Annotated in this window: 8 protein-coding genes; 4 read left to right on the top strand and 4 right to left on the bottom strand. The window is 44.5% G+C overall.

Going from position 1 to position 14,155, the window contains the following annotated elements:
- Positions 1 to 83: 83 nt before the first annotated feature.
- From sprA to D0T57_RS00430, 3 genes are all read right to left on the bottom strand, one after another.
- Positions 84 to 7,598 (bottom strand): cell surface protein SprA, encoded by a 7,515-nt coding sequence (gene sprA / locus D0T57_RS00440; protein ID WP_163269740.1) that lies wholly within the window; start codon positions 7,596 to 7,598, stop codon positions 84 to 86.
- A gap of 27 nt (positions 7,599 to 7,625) precedes the next feature.
- Positions 7,626 to 8,207: a Holliday junction branch migration protein RuvA gene (ruvA, locus tag D0T57_RS00435; RefSeq protein WP_163269738.1), complete on the bottom strand. Its 582-nt coding sequence runs from the start codon at positions 8,205 to 8,207 to the stop codon at positions 7,626 to 7,628.
- A gap of 325 nt (positions 8,208 to 8,532) precedes the next feature.
- A complete protein-coding gene (locus D0T57_RS00430) occupies positions 8,533 to 8,910 on the bottom strand; it encodes a hypothetical protein (protein WP_163269736.1) in 378 nt (125 codons plus the stop codon).
- A gap of 132 nt (positions 8,911 to 9,042) precedes the next feature.
- On the opposite strand from D0T57_RS00430, the gene D0T57_RS00425 reads away from it, so the two are divergent.
- From D0T57_RS00425 to D0T57_RS00415, 3 genes are all read left to right on the top strand, one after another.
- Positions 9,043 to 11,136, top strand: a complete 2,094-nt coding sequence (locus D0T57_RS00425; RefSeq protein WP_163269734.1) for a M3 family metallopeptidase — start codon at positions 9,043 to 9,045, stop codon at positions 11,134 to 11,136.
- Between the two features lie 154 nt (positions 11,137 to 11,290).
- The gene (locus tag D0T57_RS00420) at positions 11,291 to 12,100 is read left to right on the top strand and encodes a peptidylprolyl isomerase (RefSeq protein ID WP_255490445.1); all 810 of its coding nucleotides are present in this window, start codon (positions 11,291 to 11,293) and stop codon (positions 12,098 to 12,100) included.
- A 14-nt stretch (positions 12,101 to 12,114) separates the two neighbouring features.
- Entirely contained in the window at positions 12,115 to 12,681 is a 567-nt protein-coding gene (locus tag D0T57_RS00415) for an NUDIX hydrolase (protein WP_163269732.1), read from the top strand.
- On the opposite strand, the gene D0T57_RS00410 is transcribed toward D0T57_RS00415, so the two are convergent.
- Positions 12,678 to 13,181, bottom strand: coding sequence for a pyridoxamine 5'-phosphate oxidase family protein (locus D0T57_RS00410; RefSeq protein WP_163269730.1), 504 nt, complete (start codon positions 13,179 to 13,181; stop codon positions 12,678 to 12,680). The genes D0T57_RS00415 and D0T57_RS00410 overlap by 4 nt on opposite strands.
- 175 nt (positions 13,182 to 13,356) lie before the next feature.
- Between D0T57_RS00410 and D0T57_RS00405 the strand changes: the two genes are divergently transcribed.
- Positions 13,357 to 13,992 (top strand): peroxiredoxin, encoded by a 636-nt coding sequence (locus D0T57_RS00405; RefSeq protein ID WP_163269728.1) that lies wholly within the window; start codon positions 13,357 to 13,359, stop codon positions 13,990 to 13,992.
- Positions 13,993 to 14,155 lie beyond the last annotated feature (163 nt).

Below are 14,155 nucleotides of genomic sequence, written 5' to 3'. Positions count from 1 at the left end.
CAATTAATACAAAGATATTGTTTAACATTTGAAAAAATAAACTTAAAGTAAATTTTCTTTTTACGCAAACATCTTTATGTGTTTTATTGCACCAACGTAAATCTCAGACTTATGCCGAAATTTGTGTTTGTTGTCGGGTATGCGGATAATGATATTAACGGTTTGTTCAAAATCCTGTCATAAAACGCACGAAGTGTCAAAGCCCGGCTTATTGTATAATCTGCCGATATTTTTAAAGTCACAATAGTCGTGCCATTCGTAGCTTGGGTGAAATTCTCCTGTATTTTGCGAAGTAGAGCCTCTGTCGTTTTGTGCGAAAGGTCGGCTTTTATATTCAGATCGTTATTAAATTTGCTGTCTGTTCCCGACTTCAATCCTATCAGGCGGTTAAATTCATTGATACGGTAGCCGAGGCCTACAACAAGCTCCCTTTGCAACGATTCGATAATCTGGTACGAGGTCATATTCAGGCTTAGCGTGCGTGCATTATTATAGCGTGCATTGATCGACATACTATTATTAAGAGTACCTTCTACACCAAATAGCGGGTTGAATATTTCGGATATACCTACCGAACTGATATTGTAAGGCGACGATGGCACAGGGTTGCCGTTGAGCACATCGCGAATGTAGCCCAATCCATCGCCGGCATCCATCCAGTTGGAGAACGAATTGTAGTTGCTCACCTGATAGAAACAAGTATAGCCGTGTGTAATGCGTATGGATTTGAATTTATCTTTCAGCAACGACAGGCTTGTCAGCCCATCGTATGTCAATGTCCAGTTTGGCAATATAGACAATAGGGAAGGGAATGCCGATAGCGAAATCTTGCCTGCGTCTTTTCCGGTATATGCCGAAATAAATGCCGGAATGAGTACATCTGCCGAATTTAAATCGACTTCACCATTCGATGGAGAATAAGACTGGCCTTGCAGGTTAGGATTAGTTTCGGCTAAAAAGCCACCGCTAGGATATGAGGTGTTTTGATACATCGTTTCCAAACGTTCTTTCACCACATGCCTGTTTTGAAGAAATTTATTAAATGCCTCCGAATAATAGTTGTCTTTTGCATTACTGCTTCGCAAAGCTGATGAAAGTGCGACTGTGGTCATAGAAAAATTACCTCCCAGCGATTTTGGCGAGCCGTCGAACATATATTGTACCTCGGTACGCTTGTTCTTTTCATAATTGGCTTTCAGTTCTATCCTGAAATTCTTGAAAGGTTCTACCTGCGCCCTCATCTCAAACTTTTCGGCATTGCTGAATATAGCCGGGCTGAGATTGACATCGTTCATTACCAGCCAGTCGCGTTCCTGCGATTTGTTAATGAAGTCTTCGCCGCCATCGAGCCCGAAAGCAAAGCCCAATCCGGGAACCAGCCCATGATCCGATCCTTTTTGCCCGAAAGCATCGCCGATACCGGGTTTGAAACCTGAGATATGGGTTTCATCGCGGCGTGAGTAATTGAAACTCAGCGTACGCACCGACATCAGTGCGCGTGCAGAATATTCTGCTATCTCTTTCCATATTTTTGAGCCTTCAAGATTGTCCGGCTTGCTGAGTATGGTCAGTTGTATCCTTACCGAATCCTTATTTGTTATACGGATGGTATTTTCATCCACTTTCTTGAATTTTACCGTGTAGGTTTTGCCATCTTTCTTGGCTACGACTTCCAGATTTTTGGTGCTTAATCCGTGGCGTATTTCTGTCTTTCCATCGCTTTTCAGGGTTACCTGTTGTGTAAACCTTCGACGCCGGGCCTGTTGGTTGTTGCGTTGTGCCGGCGATTGCGTCCGTTTGTTTCTGCCATCGAAACGATCGTTGACCCTTTTCAGGAAGCTCGATTTATTGTAAAGGGTGGTAAGGTTCAGCCTGTTGGTAAACTCCAATGTCATATTGTTGCTGATAGTGTTACCTACTTCCATACTATCTATCTTTGCGCCCCTGTCCCATTGGTATCCGCTGGTATAGGCTGCATTGGAGTTTATCCAGTTGAGTGCCGGTATATTGCGGAACGGCAACTGGTAGGTGAGTTTTACCACTTGCCTGTACGAAAGCGGATCGCCCAGACTTTTCAGGCTGCGGGTCACTTCGTCTTTCCAAATCTCGTAATCGCTCCTGTTTAGCTCCTTATTTACTTGCAGATATGGTTCTTCTATCTCAGCACGCGTACCCGACTGGAACGAGAATTTGATGTTGCGGGTAAAATCCCAGTTGATATTAAAATCCCTGTCCCAAAGGAAAGACTGGCTCCACGAGAGGAACTGATATGCGCTGTTATCCCCACCTAATGTATAACTCTCTATGTCGCGCAACGACGTTTCGGTATAGTAGCGGGTGATATTAGAGTTGAAGTCTATACTAGCAGGCAGGTAATTAAAGCCTATAGATTTGGCAAACTTCGCAGCTCCCGACTTCCCTTTCACTTTTTTGAATGGTTCCCATGTTTTTACCAGAGGGGAATAAGAATAGTTAAGGGTAGCCTTATAATTCTTAGTCAGGTCGTAAACAGTAGTAGGATTATTGGTTTCGCTACGGCTATACGAATAACTCATCGTAAAGTTGGCGGGGTCGTAAGGCATAGGAGTCTTGCTTTGCACATTTACCTTTACATTATTGAGGCTGATGCTTCGTGTCGTTGTCCTATCGCGGGCAAGGCTCTTTATCGAATCTTTTTCGGCCTTTGTATCTACCAGGCTGAGCGATTCTTTAAGCGTTACGTCCTGGTCGAACGGGTCGTATTCGGGTGTGGTGGTCTGGTTGGAATACGAGTAATATAGCGGCAAGCTCACCTTTGCCTTTTCCGGGAAGAATTTACCCAGTTCCACGTTTGCTGCCACGCTATAGGTATAATAGTCGTCAGACCGCCTTTCCATAAGGCTCTGATCCAATGCTCCGAAGCCTACGGTTTCTTTTCGTCCCGATACACTGATTGTACCCAGATCGGAAAGTGCGACATTCAGGTTTCCCTGTGCCGCCCATCCACCTTTTTCGTCGAAGTCGGTAAGGCGCAACTCATTTATCCACACTTCTCCCGATTTCACTACACGGGTATTATTTCTCACCCCTATCATTATCACATTTATTTCCGACAACGAGGGGTTGCCCATCACACTTACTTTATTGTTCTTTTTGTCGGGGTCGTACTCCGAATACAGGGTGGTATATGAAATTGCCGAGCCAGCTTTCCGTTTCTCCCTGTTGCGGTGCAGTTTTACATTTTTGAGGAGTTCGAGAGGGTAATCGAACATATTGTCGGTAGGCCATACTGCATACCGGTCTACCTGGCTATTGGTATTGTATGTACCTTCCGGTGTAATGGTCAGTGGTATTTCGTATTCGTAATAGTTATTCTTGTAGTCCGACCCCAAGCGCATAAATACCGTAAGGTCGCCTTTAGCCAGATCTTCTCCATCTATCAGTTTCTCGGCATGTACAAACATTTGTAAGCGTTTGTACCGCCTCAGGTCGTAGGCGGTAGTTTTGTACACAGCCCGCGCATCTTCAGGATCGAGGTCTGTAACCTTGAGCGACAAGGCCTGCTCATTTTCTTTCAACATCTGAGCTTGTCCCGGGTCTGTAGAACGGCTCACACCCGGAGGCACTACATAAGCTATGGGTTTGCGCTCTGCATTTTCTTCGATGTTGACTGTTGTAACATCCAATGTGCCGCTCCCCGATGGTGTATTATTCTTGTTCAGCGTTTGCTCATAGGCTCGCCAGTCGCCGCGTACAAGCTGCAATGTTGCAAAACGAAGGAATGTATTTTGTGTAAACTTCGTCAGGTACATCCTCATAAAACGGATACTCTTGAAGTCGTGTATATTGCCTATTTTCCTGTCGGGCTGACGAACAGGTACTTTAAACTGGTACCATGTCACCTCTCCGGGTTGACCGTTGCGCAGGGTGACTGCGACCTTACGGCTATCGACAATATAGTTGTCGCCGACATTCATCTTATTGGGGTCGAGCTCTATCTTGTATTGAAAATAAGCTTCTGTTTCGTTTAGCGTATTATCCTGATCTATATCTTCCACATCGGGCGTATTGCGTGCCGCCGTTGCGAAACTTTCGCCGGAATCGCCTGTTGCCCGCGAATTGCCTTCTGTATTGTTATAGTGCTTATACCTGTCGAGAATACTTACCTGGTTGCGGTCGTAATCTGCCCCACGGTAGAAATGGAACGTATCTCCACCCGGATCGTTCAATGGAGAGAAAGGGTCGTTTGACAATTCTTCTGTAGCCGATGCCGAAAGCTTCGCCCTGTAATCGCGAAGATAATCCGTGTAAGTCTGAAACTGGAATTCTTCGTCGGTGCTAAGTCCATTGAGCCCTACATCCTGCCTCCTGCGGGCATCAGTACCCTGATTGTCATCAAAGGCATAAACAGTAGACTGGCGTTTGGGCACTTTGCCCCATACTGTGAAATCGACAGCATCGGGGTCGTTGGGGTCGCCGGTAGCTGGCAATCCGTTTTCGTAGAACTTCTTCCCGTCTTTCAATACATCTTCCGATATCTCTCCCAGATTGATATACAGTTCGCCACCCTTATTGGGTACAGGGTCGGTAGAATTGTAGACAAACGGATCCATCAGCCAAAATTCGATATACTCGATATTCGAAGCTTCGAAATCGCGTACATCCATCTTGCGGGTAATGCCGCCCCACCGTTCTTCGGGTTTCAGCAGTTTACCATCGGTGCCTATATCGGTTGCATCGAGGTTGTATGGGCCTCTTTCGGTAGGATAATAAGACAGGTTGAGGGCTGGTATGGTAGCCGCCTCATTGTATGCCACATCTTTATACGGGTATATCTCTTCCATCGAGATCTCGCGCACAAAATGGTTCGATAGCTGATCTTTATCATTCTTTATATGTTCGGGCGTGAGCGAAGAACCCTGCCGTGTAAACAGTCCGTCGATAGTAAACCATGCAAGCCGGGCACGCTTATTCCCATATTCTATCTTATTGGTGTATGCTGGCCCGCCAAAGAAAACATCGCTGACATCGTCGTAAGGCGTAGCTGCCAATGCCCAGGCATAAGGACTTTTTATATCGATCCTCGATTGCGACGACTCGAAATCGTCGAGATACGAGTATCCTCCTGCTTCTTCATTCTGGTAATGTCCGGGAATCATGTGGGCAAATTCGGCATTGAATGTAATCTGCGAAGGCTGGGTAGCATTTACAAATGGTAGCTTGTCTACCAGATTGGTCAGCCACATGGACTCTGTGCGGAAGGATGTGTTGAGCCCCCAGAGTGTATTCTTTACAGATTCATTGCCATATTCGGTTTTTATGGTCAGTGGCTTTTCGTAATAGTGCATTATAGTACCACCGATATTGAAATTCTTCGATATGTCGTAACTTAGGTTCAGCCCCATCATCGTTTTGCGCTGCATACCCATCGAAAAGCCTTCGCTGGACACCTGCACGGGAATATCGGAGTCGAGAATATTCTGGTTGATAATCGTTACTTTCCCCGATATATAATCTACTATATAATCTACGCCTTCGGTCAGGGTAGTACCTCCAGCAGTAAGCCTTACCGAACCTTGTGGTACGTTGGTCGCATTGAGGTCTATCTCGGCATTGTTGGTGCCCGAACCTCGGTATGTACCATATATTTTGAACTTATTTTTTTCGGCTATCTGACGTGCAATGGTCAGCGTAGAATCGTACAATTCCTGATAGACATATTTGTCGGCAACAGCATCGCTGCCTATCTTCTTGCGCAGGTGACTACCAAAGGGTTCTACTACAGGAAATATAATGCGCCCGTTCTGAGCCTTTACCGTATATCCTTCTACAAAGTCGAAGATGCCATCGCCGGTAAGCCCGTCTTTATTCTTCACTTCGTTGTTGCGCGAATCGAGCCGGTCGAGGTTCATCACCCTCAGTAGCAACTGGTTTTTTACCTGCCCTTCGGTAATGTAATTCAAATATGTGCCTACCGTATCCGACAGGTAGGATATGTTGAGCCTGAACCGATCCTGCTGTATTGCATTATCGCTTATCCGGTACACGTTTTTCATCATCAGATGCCATGTGTACGACCGTGGAGATAGTGATATGGGTTTTAATAATTTCAGCAACAATGCCCCCGACTTGGGGTTCGATGCTTCATACTTATCGACTATATCTGTAGAAAATTCGCCCACCTGGTATGTCTTCCCATTCATTGTATATTCGTAAGCCACAGCCAACACCTCATCGGCCTGCAGAGCAGAAGTCAACGAAATATAGCCTAATTGCGGGCTGTATGTATATTCCGACGAGCTGAGCAAACGGGCGCTTTCTACTTTTTCGTAATCGATGCCGCCTTCGATGTAGCCGCTAAACAATGACGTGACTTGTGTGATATCCCTTGCTGCCGGGTAAGATGATGTGATAGTAGAATACAAGCTGTTTGCCCCGTTGTAGGGTGTTGCTACAGACCCGCTACTGCCCCACAATGGATTCTTTATCACATCGTGCTCTGCTATTTCTGCGAAAGCCAGCATGTTGCGTGCCTGCGAGTAATCGTTCATCCGCTTGTTGGTAATCCATACTTCTATCCTTGTTATGTTAACTGGAGATTGGATATATGGCATGCGGCTCATGGCCTTGTCGTAGTTGTCCCTGAAATAATGTCCGAGGAAGAAGTGCCTGTTTTCGTCGTACTGGTCGGCTTTCAGTTCATATTCCAAAGTCTGAATCCCACCCTTCGAATTGGTGGACTGCGACTGCGATTCCTGCTGTGAAATTACGGTATTTACCCGCAACTTGCCGAATTGCAGCTCGGCATTGATACCAAACAACGATGTTCCGCCATTTATCAGCGAATTGGTGGTAGACATACTCACATTTCCGGCTTCTATTTTCTTTATTATCTCATCTTCCTTGCCCCCATAGCCTAATTTGAGCTTTTTAGAGTCGAAATCGAAAAGCGCCTTCGTGTCGTAGTTCATGCCGAAGTTGATCTTATCGCCCACCGAGGCGGTGACGTTCATTTGTATATCTTCGTCGAACTCGAATGTCGTTTTTTTCCTGTTACGCTCCGATAGGGTCGGGTTTTCAGAGGTTGTACGCTTTATTCCCATACGGGCTTCTACATACCCTTGTGTAGTGACCTTTACGCCACCGGGGCCAAAAAGCTTGTCGGCAACGTTGAGGTTCAGCCTTATGTCTTTCAGCGAGAAGCCTTCGTCAGACGGTTCGTCTTTTTGGTTATAAGCTTCGGCATTCTTGTCTCTGAAGTAGTTGGACATTGACTTGCGCAGGGTATAATCCATGTATTCTTCCTGCGTCAGCGAAAAAGGAGTGGCAATATCTTCATCTCCTACCTTTGTGCGGAAGATATACGATTTGGTAACAGGATCGTATTCGATAGTTGTCTTTACATTCGTCGGGTCTTTAAGATCGGCAGGAGGATTGGCGTCCAGGTCTTTATATTCCGTTATTTGCGTCTTCTTTACAGGATAGCGGGGCAGGGAGTCGGCAGGTACGTCGATCGGCTCGGGAGTGTTGGCAACAAGGAGAGCCGTTTTCGCATATACACCCGAAAACAAACCAATCAAAAGAATGACTATGAATGAATATTTAACCGTTTTTCTCAATTTTTCAAACAGCTGAAATATATACGTTTACAACATTTTCAAGGCAACCTTGATTACCTGTTCCACCGAAAGTGAAGGATCGTCCTTCAATATCTTTCCTACTGCTTTTTGTGAAGCCTGCTGCGGAAATCCCAGCATGACCAGCGCAGCAACTGCCTCTTCGCCCGAAGGGTTTGCCAACGGCAACATATCCGTTTGTCCTACCCCTGTCGCTTTTATCTTGTCTTTCAGGTCTATTATTACCCGCTGGGCGGTTTTCAGCCCGATACCTTTCACCGATTTCAGTATATCGGCATTACCCGCAGCTATAACACTGGCGAGTTCCTGAGTGTTCAGCGACGAAAGCATCATCCGCGCCGTACCTGCACCGATACCCGAAACGCTAATCAAAAGCAGGAACATCTCACGCTCGCTCTTTTCGGCAAAGCCAAAAAGCACATGCGCATCTTCCCGTATAGCTTCGTAGATATAGACTTGTGCCTGTTTCTTGCCGGTGAGGCTGGTGTATGTATTGAGCGATATATTGATAAAATATCCGATACCATATGCTTCTACAGTGACAGAGGCAGGTGTTAATTCTGTTATCTCGCCCTTTATATAATCAATCATATTGTTTTCTGAGTTACCAAGTTAATTTATAACGAAAAAAAAGAAAAAAAAGTATATCGTTCAAACCTGAATGATCTGCTTAGTATCCATACAGGCGATAACATTTTAATCAACTGGCAAAGATAAAGTTTTTTGAATTAGTTTTTATACCTTTGACGGATTCTAAAATCAGATATAATAGAGATTATATCGTTATGGAAGCAACAAGGAGTCGGATTGTTAAAAAAAACGTTCTTTTATTATTGTATTCAATTTTTGCGTTTTTACTAACGCGCCCTCCCGGGCTTGTCCTTCATTTTGGCATTGCCCAAAACGAAGCAAAAGGCTAGCGCTTCGTACCTCGGTGACCTGTCAACGGCTTGTCGGCTGAAACAAACACATGGGCTACCGCCCCGTTTGTTTCTACGCCGCCCTCACCGGACAGGTACCCACCTGCGGCACTAATGCGCAGGAAGCTGACGCACGAATAGCCTTTGCTTTCGTGCGTCAGCCCGCGCCATAAGATGAGTGTACGGGGCACCCGTCGGAGAAAGATGGCGTTAGAAACGAGAACGTGTTTGAGCTTATCCAAAGTGATAGAACCTAGACTCATTTTGAGCGAGTTTTCTCGTTTAGCCATCACCTCCGTTAACGGGTCGTACCACGAAGCGAGGCGCAAAAGCGTTTTTGGTTCCTTTTGGGGCTTAGGCCAAAAGGAACACAAGCAATCTATGATTGCGCGTAGAAGATAAAAGAACATTTTATTTAACGACTGATTTGCATTATCTGATAAAAACAAAACCATATCGAAACTGTTGTAACTAACATAGGTTTCACTATCTAAAATCTATAATATATGAAGAAAATAATTTTTTCAATCTTATTTTTAATGACGATTATGACTACAATCGAAGCTCAAAATCCATTTTTTGCAAAGTATAAAACCCCGTACGAAACCCCGCCGTTCGACAAGATAAAGAACGAGCATTACGAACCGGCTATCGACAAGGCCATAAAGGAGCACCAAAACGAAATAAACCGCATAACGATGGTGCGCTCGATGGCTACCTTCGAAAACACGATAATAGCATTGGAAGAATCGGGCAAACTATTGTCGAAAGTTACATCTGTGTTTTACAACCTGTTGAGTTCTGAAAGTAATGACGAAATGATGCAGATAGCACAAAATATACAGCCTAAACTGTCTGTACACTCGAATGAAATCACACTGAACGAAGCTCTTTTCAAAAGAGTAAAAGCCGTTTATGACAAAAGATATGAGTCGAACCTCACCCCTGAGCAAATCCGCCTGGTGGAGAAAACGTATCAAGGATTCGAAAACAGCGGAGCCACACTGACAGGCAAAGATCGCGAAACATATAAGGAACTATCGTCGAAGCTTAGCCAGTTGAGCCTTATGTTCGGGCAAAATTCGCTGAAAGAAAATAACAAATATGAAATGTTGCTTACCGACGAAGCCGACCTTGCCGGCCTGCCACAAATGATAAAAGATGCCGCTGCCGCAAAGGCAAAAGCTAAAGGCAAAGAAGGCTGGGTATTCGACCTGTCGGCTCCCAGCTACATAGCATTTATGAAATACTCTTCGCGCCGCGACCTTCGCGAAAAGCTGTATATGGCATATACTACACAATGTGCTGCCGGAGGTGAGTTCGACAACAGGGAAAATGTGAAACAAATAGCACAGACCCGTCTCGAAATTGCCAAGTTGCTGGGCTACCCTGATTATGCTTCTTATGTGTTGCGCAACAAGATGGCGAAAGACAAAGAACATGTTTACGGCTTGCTCGACGACCTGTTTAAAGCCTATGCTGTGGCTGCACGCGAAGATGTGAAAATGGTAGAAGGATTTGCCGTTGGCATGGAAGGAAAAGGAATAGAACTTATGCCTTGGGACTGGTCGTATTATTCCGAAAAGCTGAAAGATGCAAGATATAGTGTAAATGATGAACTGGTACGCCCATACTTCGAACTGGAAAATGTAAAGAAAGGTGTATTCGGCCTGGCTACAGACCTTTATGGCATCACATTCAGGAAAAACACAAAAATACAGGTTTATCATCCTGAAGTAGAAGCATTTGATGTATTGGACGAAAAAGGACAATTCCTTGCTGTGCTTTATACAGACTTCCATCCGCGCGAAGGCAAGCGTCAGGGCGCATGGATGAGCGAATATAAAGGACAATATGTTGAAAAAGGAGTGGATTCGCGCCCGCACGTTACTATTGTAATGAACTTCACCCGTCCGACGGAAACAGAGCCGGCTTTGCTGACATTCAACGAAGTAGAAACATTCCTGCACGAATTTGGACATGCCCTGCACGGAATATTGACTAAATGTACTTACGAAACATTGTCGGGAACAAACGTATTGCACGACTTCGTTGAACTTCCTTCGCAAATAATGGAAAATTGGCTGACAGAAAAAGAGTACCTCGATAAATTTGCAGTGCATTACAAAACAGGAGAGAAAATCCCTGCCGAACTGGTTCAGAAACTTATAGATGCCGCAAACTTCAATGCGGGATACCTCTGCTACCGTCAGTTGTCTTTCGGGTATCTGGATATGGCTTGGCATACGCTAAACGAACCATATACAGGCGATGTTATCGCATTCGAACATAAGGCAATGAATAAAACAGCATTGCTGCCGGTAGTAGAGAGCGCAGCCATGTCGCCTTCGTTCGGTCATATATTCTCGGGAGGCTATGCTGCCGGATATTATGGCTACAAATGGGCTGAGGTGCTCGATGCCGATGCTTTCGCACTGTTCAAGAAAACAGGTATCTTCAATAAAGAAACAGCCGAATCGTTCCGCAAAAACGTCCTCGAACGTGGAAATACAGAAGAACCGATGAGTCTTTACGTGAAATTCAGAGGACAAGAGCCGACTGTAGATGCTTTATTGGAAAGAAACGGTATAAAAAGATAATACGATAACCGAACGATAAAAACAGTCTTTGCTGTTATCTTTTTAAGCGGAGCGAAATATCTCTTTTCCGAGAGATACTTCACTCCGCTTTTATTATCGTACCTGTATTCGATTAAAAATATGTACTTTTATGCTGTCTTTTTAAGCAACAGGTATGAAACATTTACTATTCACTATATCAATTCTCTTATTTACAACTATGTGCAGCAACAGCCAGGAACCCATCGTACTGATAAAAACCAATTATGGAGACATCAAAATCAAATTATATAAAGAAACATCCGGCCACAGGGATAATTTTGCAGGAAAGGTAAATTCGGGTTACTATACCGGACTTACATTCCACCGCGTCATCAAAGACTTTATGATACAGGGTGGCGATGCAAAAAGTTCGCAGGAGAACAATGAGGTTGAAGCGAAAAGAGAATTGGCAGACACCATCCCCGCCGAAATAAAATATCCGTTACACTATCACAAGCGCGGAGCTGTAGCCGCCGCCCGTTGGGGCGATGCCGAAAACCCGACAAAGGCTTCGGATGCAGCACAGTTTTATATAGTGACGGGGGAGAAATTTTATGATGAAAAAATAAAAGAACTGGAAAAGACCCGTTTCGAACGCTTGAAACAAAATATCTACAGCAACCTGCAATCGGCCAGCATGGATAGCCTGAAAGCGCTTTACAAAGAAGGCAACCGCGCCGGTATAACAGCATTGCGCGCCCAATGGCAGGAACAAGCTATGCAGGAAGCCGAAAAAAGAAGGCAGGAAACACAATACACCGAAGAGCAAAAGGAAATCTACAAAACCATAGGAGGCACACCGCATCTTGATGGCGAATATACGGTATTTGGCGAAGTGATAGAAGGAATGGATGTGGTAGACAAGATTCAAAACCTGGAAACCAATATGAGAGACAAGCCTCTGCAACAAGTGGTAATCCTGGAAATGAAAATAATTGAATAAAATTGGGGCACAAGATGACGGAAGAACAAAAGGATAGCAAAAAATGGACGGTAGTAAAAAGTGAATACCTGTCGCGCGAACCGTGGTTTACTGCAAGGCGCGAACATGTGAAATTGCCCAACGGAAGCGAAATTCCGGAATACTACGTCCTCGAATATCCCGACTGGGTATGTATGCTGGCAATAACCAAAGACAAGGAATATATACTTATCCGCCAATACAGGCACGGAGCCGGAGTCACATCTATGGAACTGCCGGCAGGTGTCTGCGAAAAGGAAGATGCCTCGCCTCTGGTTTCCGCCCAACGCGAACTCTTCGAAGAAACGGGCTATGCCAATGGTAAATGGGAGCAAATAATGGTGACATCTGCCAATCCCGGCACACATACCAACAGGACGTACTGCTTCGTAGCTACCGATGTGGAAAAAGTATCAGGCCAGCATCTTGAACCAACAGAAGATATTACGGTACACCTCCTGTCGCTCGATGAGGTAAAAGACTTGCTTTATAAAGACGAGATATTGCAGTCGATGCACGCCGCAACTATATGGAAATATTTGGCAATGAACAAACTGATTTAAAACTCCAGATTGTCCTTATAATTGCGCGAGTTGCGATGAGGAACGCCGAACACCTTTGTCGAGATTCGCTCTATTTCCACTTTCCATACCTTTACATTGTTGACAGCCGGATCGGAGTATGAAAATTTACGCTCCGAGTATTGCCCCATTATTATGTTCAGGGCATTGACTTTCTCATCGAAATTTTCTTCGAAAACCACTTTCCCGTAACAAATTGCGCTGGCTCCCTTCACCCTGTAGCTGCAAGCCACTTCCTTATTCTGATAAGTAAGGGTGGGGTCGGTACAAAAAGTTATACATACATTCGGATTGTTTTCTAAGGCTGTGATGCTCGATCCCTCCTGTGCCGAATGCAAGTATATAATATCATCCTTATAGCCGAAATTCATCGGGATGACATAGGGCAAGCCTTCCGGCGTTATCATGCCCACATAGCAAACCGCATTCTTTTTTATTATTTCTTCTGTCAGATGCCTCTCTTCTACTGTAACTGTTATCATACGCTAAATTCTTTTTCCTGAGGTTTTGATACAAAGATAAAGGAAAAGCCTGAATAGTAGGGGTGAATAGAATTGGTCGATATATACATAATAAATATCTATTTGATTTATCAGTATTAAGCAATTACATTTGCATCAGGTAAAAAAACAATAACGAGTAAAAAAACATTCAACTATGGCAGTATTAGTAGGCAAAAAAGCCCCGGTATTCAACACAGGTGCAGTAGTAAACGGAAATGAGATAGTAGAAAATTTTTCTTTGGAACAATACAACGGAAAGAAGTATGTTGTCTTCTTCTTCTACCCGGCCGACTTCACATTTGTATGCCCGACAGAGATCATTGCTTTCCAGGAAAAAATAGCAGAATTTGAATCGCGCAACGTTGCTGTTGTCGGCGCATCTACCGACTCCGCATTTTCGCATTGGAAATGGTTGCAAACAGAACAAAACGATGGCGGTATCAAAGGCGTAAAGTATCCGCTGGTATCCGACCAATCGCTTATGATATCCACTGCTTACGATGTGCTTGCCGGACAATTCGACTATAACGATGCCGGCGAGGATGTATTTGTAGGTGCACCGCAGGCTTATCGCGGCCTGTTCCTTATCGACAAAGAAGGAGTGGTACGCCACCAGGTAGTAAACGATATGCCTCTTGGCCGTAGCGTAGACGAAATACTACGGGTGATCGACGCCCTGCAATTCACTGAAGAATATGGGGAGGTTTGTCCTGCCAACTGGAAAAAAGGAGACAAAGCCCTGAAGGCTACACAAGACGGTATTTCTGAGTATCTGTCTCAGAAACATTAAAAATCAATCATGCAGATATATTGATTTTTACAACATTCTAGGTTAGTACGAAAAACCGCAGTCGTGGATGATAGCGGTTTTTCTCTTTTCAATAAGGCATTAAAGTCTTATGTTATATACCCTTTCCCAATGTGAATTATTGTAAAAATATTAACATGTGCCC

Source organism: Dysgonomonas sp. 511 (assembly GCF_010501105.1).
Taxonomy (GTDB): Bacteria; Bacteroidota; Bacteroidia; order Bacteroidales; family Dysgonomonadaceae; genus Dysgonomonas.
Note: the sequence above shows the minus strand (reverse complement) of the source record. Positions and strands in the feature narration are given on the sequence as shown.